Annotated in this window: 19 protein-coding genes; all 19 read right to left on the bottom strand. The window is 65.3% G+C overall.

Annotated elements, in window-relative coordinates:
- Window positions 1-12 precede the first annotated feature (12 nt).
- The 19 genes from C8K14_RS02150 to C8K14_RS02065 all read right to left on the bottom strand — a co-directional run bounded on the left by C8K14_RS02150 (window position 13) and on the right by C8K14_RS02065 (window position 17000).
- Window positions 13-1434, bottom strand: coding sequence for a conjugal transfer protein TraH (locus tag C8K14_RS02150; RefSeq protein WP_107715556.1), 1422 nt, complete (start codon window positions 1432-1434; stop codon window positions 13-15).
- Between the two features lie 85 nt (window positions 1435-1519).
- The gene (locus tag C8K14_RS02145; RefSeq protein ID WP_369974028.1) at window positions 1520-2095 is read right to left on the bottom strand and encodes a hypothetical protein; all 576 of its coding nucleotides are present in this window, start codon (window positions 2093-2095) and stop codon (window positions 1520-1522) included.
- A complete protein-coding gene (locus C8K14_RS02140) occupies window positions 2092-2979 on the bottom strand; it encodes a conjugal transfer protein TraF (protein ID WP_369974027.1) in 888 nt (295 codons plus the stop codon). The genes C8K14_RS02145 and C8K14_RS02140 overlap by 4 nt, the downstream gene beginning before the upstream one ends.
- Entirely contained in the window at window positions 2976-3575 is a 600-nt protein-coding gene (locus C8K14_RS02135) for a S26 family signal peptidase (RefSeq protein WP_107715553.1), read from the bottom strand. The genes C8K14_RS02140 and C8K14_RS02135 overlap by 4 nt, the downstream gene beginning before the upstream one ends.
- Window positions 3547-4440 (bottom strand): type-F conjugative transfer system pilin assembly protein TrbC, encoded by an 894-nt coding sequence (locus C8K14_RS02130; protein ID WP_107715552.1) that lies wholly within the window; start codon window positions 4438-4440, stop codon window positions 3547-3549. Before C8K14_RS02130 ends, C8K14_RS02135 begins: the two co-directional genes overlap by 29 nt.
- Window positions 4412-5518, bottom strand: a complete 1107-nt coding sequence (gene traN, locus C8K14_RS02125; RefSeq protein WP_107715551.1) for a conjugal transfer protein TraN — start codon at window positions 5516-5518, stop codon at window positions 4412-4414. Before traN ends, C8K14_RS02130 begins: the two co-directional genes overlap by 29 nt.
- Window positions 5515-7467: a hypothetical protein gene (locus tag C8K14_RS02120; RefSeq protein WP_233250864.1), complete on the bottom strand. Its 1953-nt coding sequence runs from the start codon at window positions 7465-7467 to the stop codon at window positions 5515-5517. Before C8K14_RS02120 ends, traN begins: the two co-directional genes overlap by 4 nt.
- Window positions 7464-7589 carry a hypothetical protein gene (locus tag C8K14_RS23100; RefSeq protein ID WP_255420042.1) on the bottom strand — a complete coding sequence of 42 codons (126 nt, stop codon included), beginning with the start codon at window positions 7587-7589 and terminating at the stop codon, window positions 7464-7466. The genes C8K14_RS02120 and C8K14_RS23100 overlap by 4 nt, the downstream gene beginning before the upstream one ends.
- A gap of 203 nt (window positions 7590-7792) precedes the next feature.
- Window positions 7793-8806 (bottom strand): TraU family protein, encoded by a 1014-nt coding sequence (locus C8K14_RS02115; protein ID WP_107715550.1) that lies wholly within the window; start codon window positions 8804-8806, stop codon window positions 7793-7795.
- A complete protein-coding gene (locus C8K14_RS02110; RefSeq protein ID WP_107715549.1) occupies window positions 8803-9390 on the bottom strand; it encodes a conjugal transfer protein TraW in 588 nt (195 codons plus the stop codon). The genes C8K14_RS02115 and C8K14_RS02110 overlap by 4 nt, the downstream gene beginning before the upstream one ends.
- A gap of 34 nt (window positions 9391-9424) precedes the next feature.
- Complete coding sequence (locus C8K14_RS02105) at window positions 9425-9892, bottom strand: hypothetical protein (RefSeq protein WP_133726745.1); 468 nt, start codon at window positions 9890-9892, stop codon at window positions 9425-9427.
- A complete protein-coding gene (locus C8K14_RS02100) occupies window positions 9889-10230 on the bottom strand; it encodes a hypothetical protein (RefSeq protein ID WP_107715547.1) in 342 nt (113 codons plus the stop codon). The genes C8K14_RS02105 and C8K14_RS02100 overlap by 4 nt, the downstream gene beginning before the upstream one ends.
- A gap of 3 nt (window positions 10231-10233) precedes the next feature.
- Window positions 10234-12744, bottom strand: coding sequence for a TraC family protein (locus C8K14_RS02095; RefSeq protein ID WP_107715546.1), 2511 nt, complete (start codon window positions 12742-12744; stop codon window positions 10234-10236).
- On the bottom strand, window positions 12741-13352 hold the full coding sequence (locus C8K14_RS02090) for a TraV family lipoprotein (RefSeq protein ID WP_233250862.1): 612 nt from the start codon (window positions 13350-13352) through the stop codon (window positions 12741-12743). Before C8K14_RS02090 ends, C8K14_RS02095 begins: the two co-directional genes overlap by 4 nt.
- A 95-nt stretch (window positions 13353-13447) precedes the next feature.
- Window positions 13448-14824, bottom strand: a complete 1377-nt coding sequence (locus C8K14_RS02085; protein WP_107715544.1) for a TraB/VirB10 family protein — start codon at window positions 14822-14824, stop codon at window positions 13448-13450.
- A gap of 26 nt (window positions 14825-14850) precedes the next feature.
- Window positions 14851-15645, bottom strand: coding sequence for a type-F conjugative transfer system secretin TraK (locus C8K14_RS02080; RefSeq protein WP_107715543.1), 795 nt, complete (start codon window positions 15643-15645; stop codon window positions 14851-14853).
- Window positions 15629-16267, bottom strand: coding sequence for a TraE/TraK family type IV conjugative transfer system protein (locus C8K14_RS02075; RefSeq protein WP_107715542.1), 639 nt, complete (start codon window positions 16265-16267; stop codon window positions 15629-15631). The genes C8K14_RS02080 and C8K14_RS02075 overlap by 17 nt, the downstream gene beginning before the upstream one ends.
- A gap of 10 nt (window positions 16268-16277) precedes the next feature.
- Window positions 16278-16544, bottom strand: coding sequence for a type IV conjugative transfer system protein TraL (locus C8K14_RS02070; RefSeq protein WP_107715541.1), 267 nt, complete (start codon window positions 16542-16544; stop codon window positions 16278-16280).
- Window positions 16545-16667: 123 nt separating this feature from the next.
- Window positions 16668-17000 (bottom strand): hypothetical protein, encoded by a 333-nt coding sequence (locus tag C8K14_RS02065; RefSeq protein WP_107715540.1) that lies wholly within the window; start codon window positions 16998-17000, stop codon window positions 16668-16670.
- Window positions 17001-17141 lie beyond the last annotated feature (141 nt).

Below are 17141 nucleotides of genomic sequence, written 5' to 3'. Positions count from 1 at the left end.
CGGCCCTTCGGATCAGTGGTTGCGATAGGAGGCGGTGCCAGCGGCTTCGCGTGCGTCGCGGTCGCGCTGGCGCAGGAGGCCCGCGTAACTGGCGGAAAGGTTGGCCTGGCCCAGCGCCGCCAGATAGGACTGGCGCATCTGGGCGCGCTGGCGCAGCACTTCCTCGCGCAGGTCGCGCAATTGCTCGAGGCCCTTGGACAGGATTTTCGTCTGGCAGATCTTGTTGCTGTCCGAACTCGAAGCCCCGGCCACCGTGGTGCCGCGCTCGGCGTTGGTGACGGCGAAGTCGATCGAACGGGTGAGATCGTTCAGCATCTGATAGGCGAGGGAGAGCGCCACCAGCTGGTCGGTATCGCCGATCACCGAATCCGGCACGCCCTGGCGCACACCCCATTCGAGCAGGCGATAGACCGGCAATGTGTTCACATTGGCGACGAATTGCTTTTCGTCGGTCGAGAGCGCGGAGCGGGTGCGGATCTTGGTGGCGATCGACTGCATGCGGCTGCGGGCAAGTTCAAGCGCCCCCTTGCCGCTGTCGTTCGAGCAGTCGGCGGCCGTCGGGGGCACGTTGAGGGCGCGGGTCTGGACCTTGCCGGAGAGGAAATCATCCGGCGAATCGGTGTCCTGATGCGGGCAGGCGGGGATCGCCGAGAAGATCGGCACCTTGTCGGTGGAATCCCAGCGCATGTAGATGTCGCCGACGCGGGCGCGCATCACGCCCGCCCAGTCGCCCGCGCCGACGCGGCTCGCGGCATGGGCGAGAAGAGAGCCGGTCTTGAAGATGTCGGTCACTTCCGAGGGGCAGTTTTCGAGGGCGTCCTTCAGATCCTCGGTCGGGTTGCCCTTGTTCGACTGGATCTTCTCGCGGCTCTGCTGGTAGCTCTTGGCGAAGCCTTCCGAGACGGATTTGGAGCCGGTCATTTCCTCGATGATCCCGCTCATATTGTCGTCGCCCTTGGCGATCTGCACCATGCGGTTGGCGAGGCGGCAGTCGTTGACCTGGATCGAGTTCAGGTAATTGGTGGCCGCCTCCATCTTCGAGATGATGTTGCCCATCTTCTCGTCGAGGGTTTCGAGCAGATACTGAAACGCGACGGCGGGCGCGGCTTGCAGGATGCTTTCGAGCTTCTGGACGAGATAGTCGGGATCGAGGAAGGACATGCCGCCCAGAAACATGTCGATGCCACCGCAGCCCGCCTTCACCTTGGGGAGCGAGAGCGACATCAGGTAGTCGTCATGCACATCGACGCGGCCCGACATGCCGCCTGCCGTCACATAGCCGCGGGTCTGGTCGGAGAAGCTGCCGGGCGAGGTGTAGGTGACATTGTCGAACCAGCTTTCCGCCCAGCTTTGCGCGTGCGCGGGTTCGCTTGCCGCGCAGGCGGCGAGCAGGGCGATGGCGGACAGGTTCAGCGCGTGGGAAAGCTTGGGCATGGCGGGCCTCTTCTTGGGACAGGGAGACGAAGCCGTCGGCCCGCCATGCGCGGCGACTTCGTGGGTCGATGATGGGTGAGGGCAGTCATTGAGCGCGCTGTTTCAGGGGGACGCCGACGATGCCGGTATATTTGGCCATGGCGCGCAGGGCGACATCGGGCCTGACACCGGCGAGTATCTTGGTCGCGAGATAGGCATTGCGCGCCATATTGACGAAGTGATCGGTGCCGACGGCAATGGGGATCGTGCGTCCCTGATCGCTCGCCGGCCGCACCCAGGCCACGGGATGACCAACCCAGGGCAGGCCAAGCCGTCCCGAGCGCAACAGGGCTTCCTCGCCGCTGATCGTGCGCACCTGCCAGTGATAGCGGATGCGCAAGGTGCTGAGCTTGTTCCACAGATCTGCACAGGGAATGCAACCGGGCGCCGTCGTCATTTCGATCACGCTGTAGGGCGCAGCACTTGCCAGCGTTGCGGCAAAATCGGGCGGGAACTCGCGCGTTACCGGCACACGGGCAAGCCAGCCTTGCATGTCGGCGACATTCGTCACGGGATGGATCGCGGCGCGCGCCGCATCCTCGCGGGTGATCGGACGGGCCGATACCATCGGGGAAGAGGCAAGCATCGCGATCGCCAGCAGGCAATTCCGGACGGTTTTCATGGCCGCGCACCGCTGTTCACCAGATCGCCGCTGATGACGCGCGGATCGGTCGGCGAGACCGGCCCATTGGCGAGCGCGTCGAAGAAACCGTCCTCTTCGCCCGCTCCGGTGAGGAACTGCTCGGGACGGATGTCTCCCGAGAGAAGTCGCACCGCATTGTAGGCGGTCTGGATGAGGTTGGGATAGGCCTCGACGCCATTGGCGATGACCATGCGCTGCGCGGAATTGCGCCGGATGAGCATGGTGGTGGGCGTCACCTCCACCCCGAAGCGTGCCCCAAGATCCGGGCGGCGATCGAGGTCCATCAGCGTGACCTGCCAGCCCATCTCGTCCTGGAAGCGCTGGACGATCGGCCATTGCACCCGGCAATAGCCGCAGGTCGAGCGGCCGAACATGACGAGCGCGAATTCCCCGGCGTGGGCGCGCAGATATTGCCGCCGCACCGCATCCTTCTGCGCCAGCAACTGGTCGCGCGCTTCGCCGACCATCGGATTGGCGGATTTCGAATTGAGTTCGGGATGCTGGAGCATGGCGATCTGCGTCACGCCGGCAAAGGCCCGGGCCTTGCGGCGGGCGAAGTCCTCGAGCTTCCAGAAATCGGCGACCGCATCGACCGTCAGCACGGTTGCCGCATAATCGCGCTGCGCTTCGATCAGCTTGCGGATCTTGGGCGGGGTCCATGTGGCCAGCTCCGCCATCGGCGGGATAGCGGGCTTCACCAGCGCATCGGGATCGGGCTTGTCGTCGGCGGGTTTGGGCGGCGCCTGATACCACCAATAGCCCTGACGGGCATCGACGGCAGGCGAGAAGCCGCCATCCTGGGCGTGGGCCACAGGCGTCAATGCGGTCAGCAGCACGAGCGCGGCAAGAACGGGCCGCCTCACAGCACCTTCTCCATCCGGTGCAGGCGGTAAAGCAGCACGGGTCCGTAATAGCGGCTGTCGAAGCTGTCCCTGTGCGCGGAGCCGACATAGGCATAGCCGGCGGGAATGATGCGCGATGCCGGATGCCAGTGGTCAAGAGGGTGGCGGCCGCGCCCGACGGGCTTGCTGACGCCGAGCAACTTATCGTTGCAATAGTACCAGCCATCCCACGAGCCGGGCTGCATCGGTGACGGCTTTTCGATCATGTCGATCCTGTCGCCCGGCATGCACAGGGCATATTTGGTGACATCGACGGGTTTGGGACCGGCGAGCGGATGCGAGAGCTTGAACGAGACGAGATCACCGCGCGCGATTGCGCCGGGTGCCGCGCGCACGACCCAGGCATCGATCGAGGGGCTGGCGACCAGCGTCACCTGCGGGATGGCCCACCAGGTCAGGAGACCTACGGGGAGCACGATGCCAAAAGCCTTCCAGAGCTGTTCGGGACGGGGCGGTTGGCCCAGGCCCGAACTGCCGAGCGCCACGGCAGCGCGCAAAGGCAGCAGTTTCACCTCGGGCCACACGGTCCTAGCGGCGTTCCAGGCTAGTCTGAACATCGCGCACCTCATCTTGTCCGCCCAGACGGGCATATTCATCGAGCAATCCGGAGAGCGCGGTATCGCCATAGACGACGTGGTTGCCATGGGGACTGTTATCCTCGCGCTCGCAATAGGGCTGGGTGGGATCGCCGGGGATCAGGGTGAGTGCGGGCACGCGGGTGACGCCGTGCTGGCGGAACACCAGCGGATCGACGATCACCTGCACCTTGCGCATGACGCAGGCGGGGCCCTCGCAGCCGGGATCGAGCCGCAGCATTTGCGCTGTGAGCTTCGCCATTGGCCCGATCCGGGTCAGGCCGCCCGGCATCCCGCGAAAAGCGATCACACCGCCGACTGGCTCTAGTTGTGCGGCATAGGCGCGCAATTCATCGAGCGGCATCGAGGAAGAGGCGAAGATCACCGGCACACGGGTCTTGGGCGCGAGCGGTGCGATACCGCCTGCAAGGGCAGCGGTATCGGGCGCTTCCAGTCCAAGCGCCTGCGCCACGCGCTTCGCCATCGCCTCGCGCTGTTCGGCAAGTCCGGCCTGGCCATGGTCGAACGCCGAGCGGGCGCGTGCGTCCATAGCGGGCGATGGCGCGCGCCGGTGCAACCCTTCGAAGGAGCGGCGGCGTTCGCTATCGGGCAGGGCGGGTAGTGCCGGGACGGCCGGTGTTGCTGTGCTGGCCTGCTTTTGCTGCGCAGCAATTGCCGCTTTCAGGCGTTCCATCACGGCATCGCCTTGCGCCTGCGCAGCAGCGCGCGCATCGGTGGAGGTAGCTGCTGGCTGGGCCTTGTCCTGCGCCAGCGCGGGACACGCGATGAGCAGGGTGCCTGCCAGCAGGAAGGCGCGGTCAAGGTTTGACCGTCTGCATATAGGCATCGATCTTGTCCTTCATGTCGATCTGGATGTCGGATTGCGCGCGGGACGCGATGTCCGAATAATATTCGGAAAGGTCCATCTTGCTGAAATCGAGCGCCTGAAACTCTTCGGGCGTGAAGCCCCGGCAATAGGGGGCTTTTGGCGTGCCCCAGCCAACAGCGTTGAACGACTTCAATTGCGGACGGCCCTGCTCCTGGATGATGCGCCCCAATTTGGTGTTGAAGCAGCAATTGCCGACCGACTTCTGGATGCAGATGCCCAGGATGCTGGAGGAGCAGTAACTGCCGACCTCGTGGCACATGCCCGAGCCGCGCAGGATGCCAGCTTCCATGTCTTGGCTGTCACAGCCCGAGAGCAGGAATTCGATGACGAGATTGACCGCAAGGCTGATCGCCAGCGAGGTGGGGTCGATACCGATGATGGCGCCCGCGCCGGCGCTTGCGGCCTCGCTCGCCGAAGACCCTGCCTGAAAAGCCGCATAAGCCGCCTGCATGCCGGAGATGACACCCTTGGCGACGGCGATCTTGGTCGAGAGCGAACCCAGCGAGGAGCCCATCCCGTCCTTGACGATGGTCCCGCGATTGCGGCAGCAATTGGAGAATGTGTCGAGCAGGCCCGGCGGACGGCATCTGAGCGCGCGCCCCGAAAAGATCTCGATGGCGCCATAGCAATTGCCGGCTGCATCACTCGCGCCGTCATTAGGCGCGCCGGGATCATCGACCACGGGGGGCGTGGTGATCGCGGTGCTGACGGGTGCGCAGGCATTGGGCGAGCAGGCCGGGGTGCCGCCCGCGACAGGCGTCAGGCATTGGTATTGGGTTCCGAGCGGACAGCTATAGGCCCCTAGCGCGTCCGCCACGCAATCCGTGCGTTGCAGTGGGCAGAGATAGCTGCCTGCCTGCATGGCGGTGCAGCTGGCGATCTCGCCGGGATCGGCGGCGTCGCCATTGCCGTTGAGATCGGCGGCGCAGAGCTGCTGTTCCTGCGCGCGGGCGGAGGGGGCGATGCCGAAGGTCAGGCAGCTTGCCGCCAGCAATGCGGGCAGCAGGCGGCGGACGAGAGGAGAAGCCGCGCTCATCTTTGCGTCGCCGTGCAGACGAGATCGGCGCCGCCGAGGCGCACGGTCTGCATCATCACCACCGCCTCGGGAAAATCGTCGAGACAGCCGCAGTCGGTGACGAGTTCCTCGCCGGCGCCCAGCGGGCAAGTGTTCACCCCGGCGCCGTTGCTCGTGCAAGTGTGATAGAAGGTGTCGTAGCCGGAAGGATTGTTCTGCTTTGCGCCCACCACGCCATCGAGCGCGGCGTCAGCATTGGTCTTGGGGGCGCGGGTCTTGCAGATCGCTTCGCAGGAGGGGACCGTGCCCCTGTCCGGCAGGGCAAAGGGACTGGTCGTGGTGGTGACTGTGCCGTCGGCGGCGGTGGTGCGGTCGGCGAGCAGGGTCTCGGTCGAATGATCGATGATATAACCGCCGCGCGAAAGGTCGGGCGTGGTCGTAGATGCGACGCATTGATAGCGTCGGTCGCGCTCGAAGAAGTCGCGTGTGACGGTTTGTGAGCAAGTGGCCGAACTGACGATGCGGCTCTGGGCCAGCGGCTTGAGACCGGTGGCGACGCCGCCCCGGAACGTCTCGACGCCATCGACCGTCTCGTTCTGCAAGGTGCAGGTTGGATCGGCGGCATTGCCCATGCAGCCATCGGTCAGCGTCTCGGTGAGGCGGCAAGAGGTATCGACCTCGGCGTGGACCTGGAGATAGGCCTCGCCATGGTCACCGACCGCGACATGTAGCCAGATCTCGTGGTCGCCCTTGGTCATCCAGGGCATGAGATCGATGTTCGGATAGAAATAATTGGTGCGCCCGAGCTCGCACGAACCGGGCGGATAGCCCGAACCTGTCCAGGCGCCGGGCCCATAGGAGATCAGCGTCCCGTCGATCCGGACCTGCCCCCAATCGTCGACGAACCATGTCGGTAGCGTGACCGCCTTCAGCCGGTCGGGCTGCTCGACATGGATCGTCATACGAAAATCGAAGAAGCCGCAGGCGCCGCCATAGAGCGTGTTGTCGGACGGCGAGCCCATCACGAAATCCACGTTGCCCGCGCCGTCGTCATAAGTGGCGTAGCCCCCGGCGGTGCGCTGGATAACGTCCGAGGCCGCGACCGAAGTCAGCGTCAGATTGCGGGTGATCGCGCAGTCGCGTGAGGAGGCGGTCTTGCCGAGCCCGGCTGGCGATCCTGCCAGCATCTGGAATACGCTGCTTGCCTGCGAGGCGGCATAAGCATCGCCCGAGAGCGCCGAAGGGTTGCTGGCGTAGGTGGTGGCCGTCACGGACGGGTTGGAGGTGCAGGCGGTAGTCTGCGCGCCGGTATAGCGGATCACCGGGCCATCGATGGCGGCCTCAGCGACGCCGATGCGCGGATCGGCGGTGGTGAGCGCGCCGACCACGCCGCCGCCCAGATCCTTGAGCACGGTGGCGAGATTTCCCCACGCGAGATTGCTGCCGCAGGCATTGTTGATGCAATAGCAGCCGGCAAGCTGGCTCTGATCGACTTCATCGAGCTTGAGCACATTGTCGCTGCCGACGCTCCAGCGCAGATCGTGACAATTGTTCCATGTGCCGGGATCGCAGGCGATCACGCCATTGGCGCACACGCCCGAGATGGGCCTCGGCACATGCAGCACTTGATCGAAGCTGCCGTCGAGATCGCTGTCGCGCGAGATGGTGAGCATGCCGATGTCGCCGGTGGCGGATGGCTGGGCGAGGAGTTCGAGCATGGTCGCGGTCTTCTGGCAGGCGATGGAGGGGATGAAGCTCTTGCTGCCATCGACGGTGGTGACGGCATTTCCGGCAAGGCCGGGCGTCAGATAGTTCTGTTGCAGCGCATCGCTGTCGGAGGTTTTGGCCTGCGCGGCGCTGGCGGCGGCGCGGGCGCGGTCCTCGACGGTTTGCGCACACGCCGCGCCTGCCAGCGCACAGGCGATCACCGCCGCGAGGCCAGGCAAGGCGAAATGGGCGGCGCGGCTCATCGGGTGCCTCCCGTCACGGCGCGAAGCCCTTTGCGCAGGCGAAACAGCATGCCTTCGGGCAATGCCGCCCCATCGCCATGGGCAATGCGAAACACTGCCTGTCCCTCAAAGGTGGTCAGCACGGCCGTGGCGACGGGGGCTGTTGTCGCCAGGGGGGCTATGGCCGTGCTGACCACAGGTGGAGCGACGCCGCCGGGAGGAGATTGCGGCGTCGCTCCGTCTTCACGCCGACCCAGGCCGCCAGGGGCACTGTGGCGGGCAGGCCGTGCAAGGCCCGGTATTGGCGCGAAGATTGGGGGAAGGGGGATGCTCATGGAACTGCGGGTCATGGGATTGGAACCCCTGCGCAGCAGATGGTCTTCTCGAAGATCATGAACTGGGCGTTGTCCTTGCCCGGCGCGTGCTTGGCCGAGGTCCACAAGGAACCGGGACGGCCGATATTGACGCATTTGCCGCCCTTGACCGGCTCCATGATCTGGAGCTTGTAGCGGCTCTTGGTCCAGACCGGCTGCGCCTTGAACGAGCAGCCGTCGCTCGAACTGATGGTGAGGAGCCCCAGGCGCCCCATCATGAAAATGCCGCGCGAGGCGAGCCCTGCCCAGGCTTCGACCGAATCGTCGAAATGGATGTCGCCGGCGACCGGGTAGGTGTTGCCCCAGGAACCCATGCACCAGAATAGCGGATCGAGCGTCTTGCCCGCGGCGGCGGCCGCGCTGTCGGCCATGCAGGCAAGGCCGGCGGCGGGATTGCCGAACAGGATGCCCACGGGCTGGATGATCGCGCCCAATGTGCCCGATTGCCAGGTCGGCATCACCTCGGTGATCAGCGCGACATCGAAACCGTCGTCCTCGAAACACGGCAGGTCGGTGAACATGTCGAGCATCTTCCAGACCGGCGAGATGTAGTAGTGCATCTGGGCGAACATCTTCCTCGTGTTCGTCCCGTCGGCGATCGACGACTGGCTGCCTTGCAGCTTGCCGCCGGTGGACATGAGATCGGCGCCGAGCGCCATCATGCAACCCGGTTCGGTCACCACATCGACCATGCGATTGGGTGACCAGAAGCTGACCTTGACCCCGAACCAGAAGGTCGCGCCCTTGCGGCAGGCGCACAGGGGCTTGGACGCGCTCTCGGCGTCGAGCGCCTTGTCGAGCTTGTCGTAAGAGCCGATCCGCACCCCGCCGATGGTGATCGGGAAGATGCAGTTCCAGCGCACCTTGGTGATGGGGTTGAAGGTCGTGCCCACCTCGCATTTCGAGGCATGGGCCGGGCTCGCTATGGCGCAGAGCGCGGCTAGCACAGCGCCGGCACCAGCGCGGGCGAGTTGGCGGGCCTTCATGACCGGGGCTTCCCGTTCTCGAGGCGCACCTCATCGAGTTGCAGCCGCTGGCCGACCTGATGGACGATGACCGGCGCGACGGTGAGGCCAAGGCGCGTCTTCACCCGATCCTCGAGGATGAAGAGGGCGCGGGCGTGCTTTTGTCCGAGCGCGATCGCGTCGGCATCACGCGGACCGCCAGCGGCAAGCAGGATGAAGTCGCTGGGACGCGCCTGGGCCAGCGCCCAGTCGAGATCGCGGGGCTGCACCACGATCAGGCGCTGGGCGAGCGTCACATAGGCGAGCGGATTGAAGGTGTAGCCTTTGGCGTAGAGCAGCCTGCCGCCGGGGAGGGTGATATCCTGATCGAGCGTATAGAAGGGCACGACATAGCGCGTGCGGCTTAACGCGGTGCGCGCGAGCGATGCCGAGCGCATGGCGCTCCACTGGCTGCGGGCGCCGAATTTTCCGGTGATGCTGGCGGGTTGGCCGGCGACCCGGCTCTCGATTTCGGTGAGCGCATCGGGTTCCACGATCGGCCAGGTTCGCCCGATCGTTGAGGTTCCGGCATGGGCCGCCACCGGCAGGCAGCTCGCCAGCGCCAAGGCGAGGAACGCTGTCCCAGGCTTGGATTCTGGCCTAGGCATAGATATCGTCCTCATGGGTGCTGTAGAAAATTCGCCGCTGGAGAACGCGTTCCACACCGGCAAAGCCGAACAGGCAGGCCGACATCGTCCCGGCGCAGGCAGCGACGATCAGCGGCATGTGCAGCATGAGGCAGACGAACGCCGCGATGAAACCCACGAGCAGCGACACCGCTTCGAGGTGCCTCGGCAGGAGGAGTTCAAAGCCGAGCGGGCTGGTGATCTCGACGATCATGCGGTCATCGAGATGATCGTAATAGATCGGACCATCGTAGCCGTAATGTCCCGTGCGGTCGTAGAGCAGCCGCCAGGGTGGAACCGGATCGCCGTTCCAGATCTGGGCATCGTGCCAGGCAGGGTAGGGATAATGGGGATGTTCGTGTCTTGGCGCCTGAGCGGACCAATCCCCGTGATCGGGCCAATCCCCATGATCAGGATCGAACGGGCTTGCGACGTCGATCATGAGCGAGCGCCCCATTCGGTGAGCTTCAACCGGATGCGGGTGATGAGATGGTTCGTCACCACGGACAGCCCGATGAGGAGGAAGCCCGTCGCAAGACAGGCGAGACCGATCAGCGCGCTGCTGCGCAGCACGACCATGATCGGCAGCTTGACCGCCAAACCGCCGCCCACCACCAGCGCCGTCATCAGGCAGCTTTCGGTGAGGATCAGGCGCAGGCGCCAGCGGATCGCTTCGTTTTCGGCGCGGATGGCGACGCGCGCTTCGATCATGCGTTCGGTGGCCTCGGTCTGGCCAAAGACCATCGGCATCTGGTTCGGGTCGGAAACATGCCTGCTCATGGGTCAAGACTCCTGGGGCTGGGGAAGGATGGTCGCGGGATCGACGCCGGCGAGCCAGCACACCGCCTCGAGCGGGCTCGAACCTGCACGCAGCAGCGCCTCGAAGGCAGCGACCTCGTTGGGGGCCGAGGTGTTGATCCAGTAGGAGAAGGGATCGACGACGAGCCGGGCAATGCCGAGCCCGAGCGGGCTATCGATGAAGACCTCGCTGTAATGCGGCTTGGCGTTGCGCACCGATTTCAGGAGATCGAGGACGAAGGGCGAATAATCGATGATCTTGTTCTGCGCGGCCTGTTCGTAAGTCGAGCCCTGGAGCAGAAAGCGGGTGGCGGCGTTTTCGAGGATGACCTGGCCGGTGCCGCCGAACAGCAGCAGGTCGTTCATGCTCTGCAGCACGACCCCGAAGCTGCCCTGATATTTGCGTGCACGGCGATAGCCCTGGCCGAAGGCCTCGGCGAGCCGCGACAGATCCTGTCCGTCGCTGCGGGTCATGAACTGCGCGGCCTCGTCGCACAGCACGAAGCGGGGCTTGTCGCGTGCGGAGAGATAAAGCTCCTGCGTGACCGCGTTCACCACCACCATGACGATGACGTTGAAGAGGTCGGGCATGGCCTTGAGGCGTTCGAGTTCGAGCACCACGAATTCGTCGCGCGAGATGTCGAAGCTCGACGGACCGTTGAAGAAATGGCCGTAAGCCCCGTCCGACCCGAAGTCCCGCAAGTTGAACGCAAGTTCGCGCGCGGCGGGGACCAGATGCTCGACCCGGTCGAGATCGGTGAGGGCGCCGGCGGGGTAGCTTCCCAGCCATTCGCGCACCGCATCGATGCCCTGTTCGGCGCGGCCGGTGTCAATCGTCCACTGCACCGCGGATTTGAGGAGGTTCCATTCCGAGGTGGAGACGCCCTTGCGCGTTGCCGCATTGGCCATCTCGGCGACGATGGCGACCGCCATGGAAATCGCCGACTGTTTGTCCTCGCCGTCGAGCGCGAAGCCCATGTCGAAGGGGTTGAGGACCAGGCGCTCCTCGCCGATGTCGATATAGCGGCCCGAGCACAGCGTGCAGAGCTTGCGGTAGGAGCCGCCGATATCGATCACGCGGATCAGCGCGCCTTGCGCGTAATATTGCTGGCAGAGGTTGTTGAGGAGGAAGCTCTTGCCCGCGCCGCTCTCCGCCGAGACGATGAAATTGTAATTGTTGATGCGCGGATCGAACAGGTCGAGGGTGATGAGCTGGCCCTTGCGCCCGGCATAGAGCAGCGCCGGGCGGCCGCCGCCGCGAAAGTCGGTCTGGACGGGGGCGAGCAGCACGGCAGCGCGCACCGGCATGCGGAAATCGCGTTCGAGCAGGCGCAGCGTGCGCTTTTCCGGATAGAGTCCGAAGGGCAGGCTCATCGGCAAGAGGATAGGATTGAGGTAGCTTTCCTCCTGCATCATCCAGGGGAGCGGCTCGGATTCCCACAGCCGCTTGGCGCGCGCCGCCATCTCGCGGGCCTCGGCGCGGGTCTGGCCGAACACCCAGACGCAAGGGATGATCGTGAGAAACCGGCTGTTGCCGGCTTCGTCGAGCACCCAGGAAATTTCGTCGATCTGCTTGCCGACTTCGACCGCGAACGAGCCGGCGGCCTTTTGCGCGGAGAGAATCTGCGCGCGCTTGTGGATCTCGAACTGCGAATGATCGAACAACACGTTCAGAGTGACAAGGAACGGCCCGCCGATCTGATCGCTGTCCTCGGCGTTCCCGCGCATCCCGCCCAGCAGGCGATTGGCGCGTTCGGCGGTGATGCGTCGGGCAGGGCTGCGCGGCGTCAGGCAGCGCGCGACCTGGTTGCCGAGAAAGACCTCCGGGCCGTCGAAAGCGAGGTCCGGCCCGGCATCGATGATTTGTTTGCGGATCGGCCGTGCCTGCGCACCATCGCTGCCATCGGCGAAATGGCCAGATACTTGCGTAAACAGGCCATTGAACACGCGGCGATAGAAACTGACGGTTTCCTCAGGCTCCATGCGCCGGATCGCCAGCTTGGCGAGCTGTTCCTCGACCTGTCGCCGCAGATCCTGTCCCAGCGCCTCGCGGGTCTTGATCGACAGGAACAGCCGGAAATCGCGCAAGGGGATGTCGTGCATGGCGGCAAGCCCCGCCGTGCCCTCGCGCAGATAGTCCGCCATGCGCCGCGCCGAAGCCTGGATCAGCGGATCGGGCCTGGTCTTCAAATCGAGAAAAGCGTCGAGCGCGGCGTCGATCACCGGATCGGCGAAGCAATGGAGTTGCAGCACCGTGCCTTCGGGGAAGTGGATGTTGAACAGGCCGGTGAGCGCCTGATGGACATGGCCGAAGAGATAGGCTGTGGGCACCAGCTCCCAGGCATAGCCCCAGCCATCGTCGATGCAGAGGAAGGCTTCTTCCTCTGCGTCCCAGGCGACCAGCGGGAGATAGTCGGAGTAGGTGTCGCGGGCGACGGCGCGCTGGAGGCGGGCGAAGCTGAGGCCGCCCGCGCCTTCATGGCCGAGCGCTTTCATGGGCGGTGCTCCTCGGGCGCGGCGGCAGGGACGGGCGCGGGATCGCCCAGGGTTGCAGCTTCCGCCGGGTCGGCGTGCCCCTTGTCCTTGACCTGTTCGAGCACGGGCACGCGCGCCGCGGGCTCGACCGGGTTCACCAGATAGTCGCCCACCACCCATTGCGGGCGTTCGAGGATCGAGAAGACGTAGCGCGGCATATAGAGCCGGTCGGGCCGTTCGCGGTCGGCATAGGGCATGATCAGCGTGCGCACGGTGCGCCCCGGGCGTAGCATGGGCGTCGTCGGCGCCTCGATCAGCCCCTGCATCTCGCGATAGACGCTGTCGCGATAGGAATAATAGGGCGAGGGGGCCTGCTTTGCTGACCTCGCGCTTCCCGTAGCCGGTGCGGTGTCCGGAGTGCCCTTCAGCATCGCCTTGTCATGGGTGACGGCGGGATCGGAGCGCGAGGGCACGCCCGCCACCGCATCGGCATAGGCCTGATCGGGATGGATGCATTGCCCGTGATCACGGTTCTTGCAGGAGAATTTTTCGCTGTAGGGCGACATCAGCGAGCCGAGCGTGGCGCAGCCCGATAGCAGGCCGAGTGCGGCGACGGCGAGACAGGGCATCGTAAAACGGGGCATCGCAAATCTTGGCAGGGTGCGACGCCTCGCGGACGGGGAGGAATGGGGCATGGCAGGATCTCCTGAGAAGGCGCGGGGCATCAGAACTTGACGCCTGCGGTGGGCTTGATCTCGAGCGTGACACCCTCCTGGATCACCACCACGACGTCCTTGGCCGCGCCGACCTCGACGATCGGGCCAGCCTGGCGGGCAAGGTCGAGGTAGAAATCGGTGAGCTTGTCCGAGGATTTGGAAAGACCGCCCGCGATGCTGGTCTTGGCGGCGTCAGCGGCATCGAGCGTGCGCACCGAACCCAGCGCCGAGGTTGAAGTCGAACCGAAGCTGCCTTCGACTGCGCTGGCGAAGCCCGAGACGGTGCCGGCGATGAACGAGCGGGCGAGCGCGGCCCCGGCGCGGGTGACGACCTTGCCGGACAAGCCCTTCTTGCCGTCGGTATCGACGAAGAAGCCCTTGATGGGTTGATCGACCACCGAATGCTCGTCGAAATCGACGCAGGACAGGGAGACGAGCTGGACCTCGACGCGCTCCTTGGCGAGGCTGCCGGTGGCGTTGCCGATGACGAAGCAACCGGCGAGGTTGGCCTTGACGTCATTGGGGAGCACGGCGGGGGCCTGCACCCGGGCGATCAGCGGCTCGGGGTTCTGCGTCGCGTCCTTGCTCGCCAGTGCGTCGATGCCGGTCAGCAGCCGCGCCTTCATGAAACCAGGCGGTAAAAAGATCGTCCGGTTCTTTTTTTTGAAGTCGGAACCGCCGTCCTTGCCGCCGCCAGCACCTCCGCCCGCCGCGGGCACGATGCTGCTGGTGGCGGCGCCGATCGCGCCGACGGTCTTCAGCACCGGCGGGGCAGGGGGCGCGGGCGGCGCCGAGGCGCTGGAGCCGGCGGGCGGCGCGGGCAGACTATCGACCTCGCTGCCCTCTTGTCCGCGCCCGCGATGTGCTGAAACCGGCGGTGAGGCGGGCACATCGGGATTGGGCAGCGCTGCGGGCAGATCGCCCATGTCGTGAGAAGTGGTGCCCGCCTTCGAGCCCGGCGTGACCTTGCCTTCCTCGATCGCGCTGACGCGGCCGGCGAGCTGTTGCTGGCCATCGCGGATCGCTTGCAGATCGCCGTGCAGCTTGGTTTCGAGACTGTCGCCCCTGAGGCCTGCGCCCATGTCGAGCTTCGTCGCATTGGCCGGGAGGGACTGATGGCTCTTGGAAGCCGAGGATGCGGTATAGAGGCCATAGCCCAGGAGCGCGATGGCAAGGCCTATCCCCGCCTGTTTGACGCGCAATTGCTGTTTGGCCGACAGCGCGCGCCAATGCGCCCCGAAATCGAGCAGCGAGGATGGCCGCGCGGTCCTGGCGGCGTCGGCGCGGGCTTCCTCCTCGGCGGTGCGGTTGAGGTGGGTCTGATAGGGGCTCGGCTCCGCCGGTGCGCCGGATACCGGCGGCTTGGGCTCGCGGTCCGCGCTCATGGGGTCGAAAGGGGTGTCGGGGCCGCTCATTCGCCGGCCTCCCGGCGCACGACGATAATCCGCGCCGCTTCTCCAGCCTTCAGCGCCAGGCGGTCGGCACTGACCGCGAAAATGCGCGCGCCGAGCGTACGGTCGAGAAAGGCGCGTTCATCGAGCGTGGTGTCGGCAGGGACGTCGATGCGGTATTCCGAAGCCGAGAGCCCCGAGCCCTCGATCATGACACGGCGGCGTTCGGTGATGCGCGCGCCGGGAAGGCCGGCAAGATCGATTAGCCCGAGGCGCGGCGCGACGGCCGAGAAGCTCGCCGGGATACGATCCTGCAACATCGCGAGCGTTACCGAGACGGCGCGTTCTTCCTCGACCAGCGGACCGAGCAGATCGTCATTGGCTTTGGCGCGCTGGGCCTTGCCCGGCGCCAGCGTCACGGTCTGGGCCGGGATGTCCGAAGGCTCGGCATAGAGCGGGTAGATCGCGCCGTTGCACGAGACGAAAAATTCGGACGGCACGGTGACGTAGCTGCGCGTTACTTGCCCCGCATCGTCGATTTCCTTGACCAGGAACTTGATCCAGGCGTCGGAGCCGGACTTCTCGACGGCGATGGCCTTCTCGGCGGAAAACTTCACATCCTCGATCTCGCCGCCCACGCAGATCACATGGTTCACGTCGCGATTGGAAAGGCGGATCGCGCTGGTTTGGTCGGGCAGGGCAGTGATGGTTTGGGCCTGCGCCATGCTGGCGGCTGTCCCGGCGAGAAGCAGCGAAGTGATGAGCGCGCACCAGCGCGCCCGCGCGCGAGCGGCGCGATCAGCGGTTTTCGGCATCGAACTTGTCCTCGATGAGATGGGTGAGCCAGAAGCGGCCGTTCTCGATGGCGTAGCCAATGCGAAGATTGCCGCGGAATTTGCGGATGACCCCGCCGATCACGCGCACCTTCTCGACTGGCACGGTGATCTCGGTGTTGGTCCAGGTGACGGGTTGATCGCCCCGGATGTAGGTCGCGATCGAAAACGTCGGATTGGCGGCGAGTTCGTCAAGAATCGCGTTGAGACTGTCGCGCATCGAGTTGTAGGCGGACGGGTGCGCGATACCCAGCAGTGCCTGGAATTGCTGGTCGGCCGAATAGGCCGAATAGGTGCCGGAGAGCGCGACCACGTTGCGCGTCATCGCGCTCATGTAATCGGCCGAAGGCTTGGTGCCCGTCACGTAGAGATCGCCGCCCGCGCCGAAGGGCACGATCACGGTGCGCCGGTTCTGATCGGAAGAATAGATCTCCGCGCCCAGCACTGTGGTGATGCCGAACAGGCCGACGATTGCGAACTTCAGGAGGCGGTTTTCCTCGAAGAGGTTGGCCGAGCCTTGCAGATAGCGGTGGATGCCGAAGCTTGCCGGCTTGCCGAGCAGCGGATCGGTCTCGCTTGGCGGTTTGCGCTTGAGGAAGGACATGAAGGTTACCTCACTCGAAGAAGCGGATCTGGGTCGGACCCGGGTAATGGGGGAAGGAGATCAATCCCCAGCGCCAGGCGAGGTGCGGCAGAAAGCCGCGCGGCTTGGAGCGCTTCCAGGGGATGAAAAGGAGAAGAGCCAGGACGAGGCCCCAACCGGGCATCCCGCCGACGATCGCGGCGACAAACACGGTCGATAGCACCAGCACGAATTCGTCCGAGGCAAACCAGAGGATCTGCACCGGGCGGTGGAGATACTGGGGCAGGCGTTCGTCCATGGGTCTCTTCTCCTTCCCGCTTCCAACCCAGGCAAAGCCCGGGGGTGACCGGTCCCGCATGCGCACGAAACCGGTTTGGGTGTTGCCGATACGGGGCGGGTCAGCCCCGAAGCGGCTGAGGTGTCAGATCACCATGCCGAAGGTCTGGAGGATCGAATCCGCCTTGATCAGGCAGACCGCCGCCACGATCGTCGGGATGCCGATCATGATGTTGGAAAACAGGCGTGAAACGCCGAACAGGAAGGCGGCCACCCCGCCCACGAAGCCGAGCGGTCCCTTGACGCCCTTGTTCACGACGATGTCGTAGATGTCGTAGCCAAGGTCGCCCTGTGCGGGAGCCTGGAAGGCATGGGCGACACCGGTCATGGCAAAAAGAGCGATAAGGCCGCCCAGCGCATAGTCGGATGCCACCAGCGCCTTTCGCGGAAAAGGGTTCAAATCGAGAAGCCTGATCATGGATTTACTCCGCTTGGAATGAAGCCGTCCGGATAGACTTGCCGTCGAGAATTCCCGTTGGCGGCCGGCACCCGTGTCGGACGGCTCCATGAGCCCACGGGCCTCGGCGTTCCGATCCGTCGGGGCAGCGGGTTCGCCCGC

This window comes from Novosphingobium sp. GV079, assembly GCF_003058045.1.
GTDB lineage: Bacteria > Pseudomonadota > Alphaproteobacteria > Sphingomonadales > Sphingomonadaceae > Novosphingobium > Novosphingobium capsulatum.
This window is presented reverse-complemented; position numbering and strand designations above follow the sequence as displayed.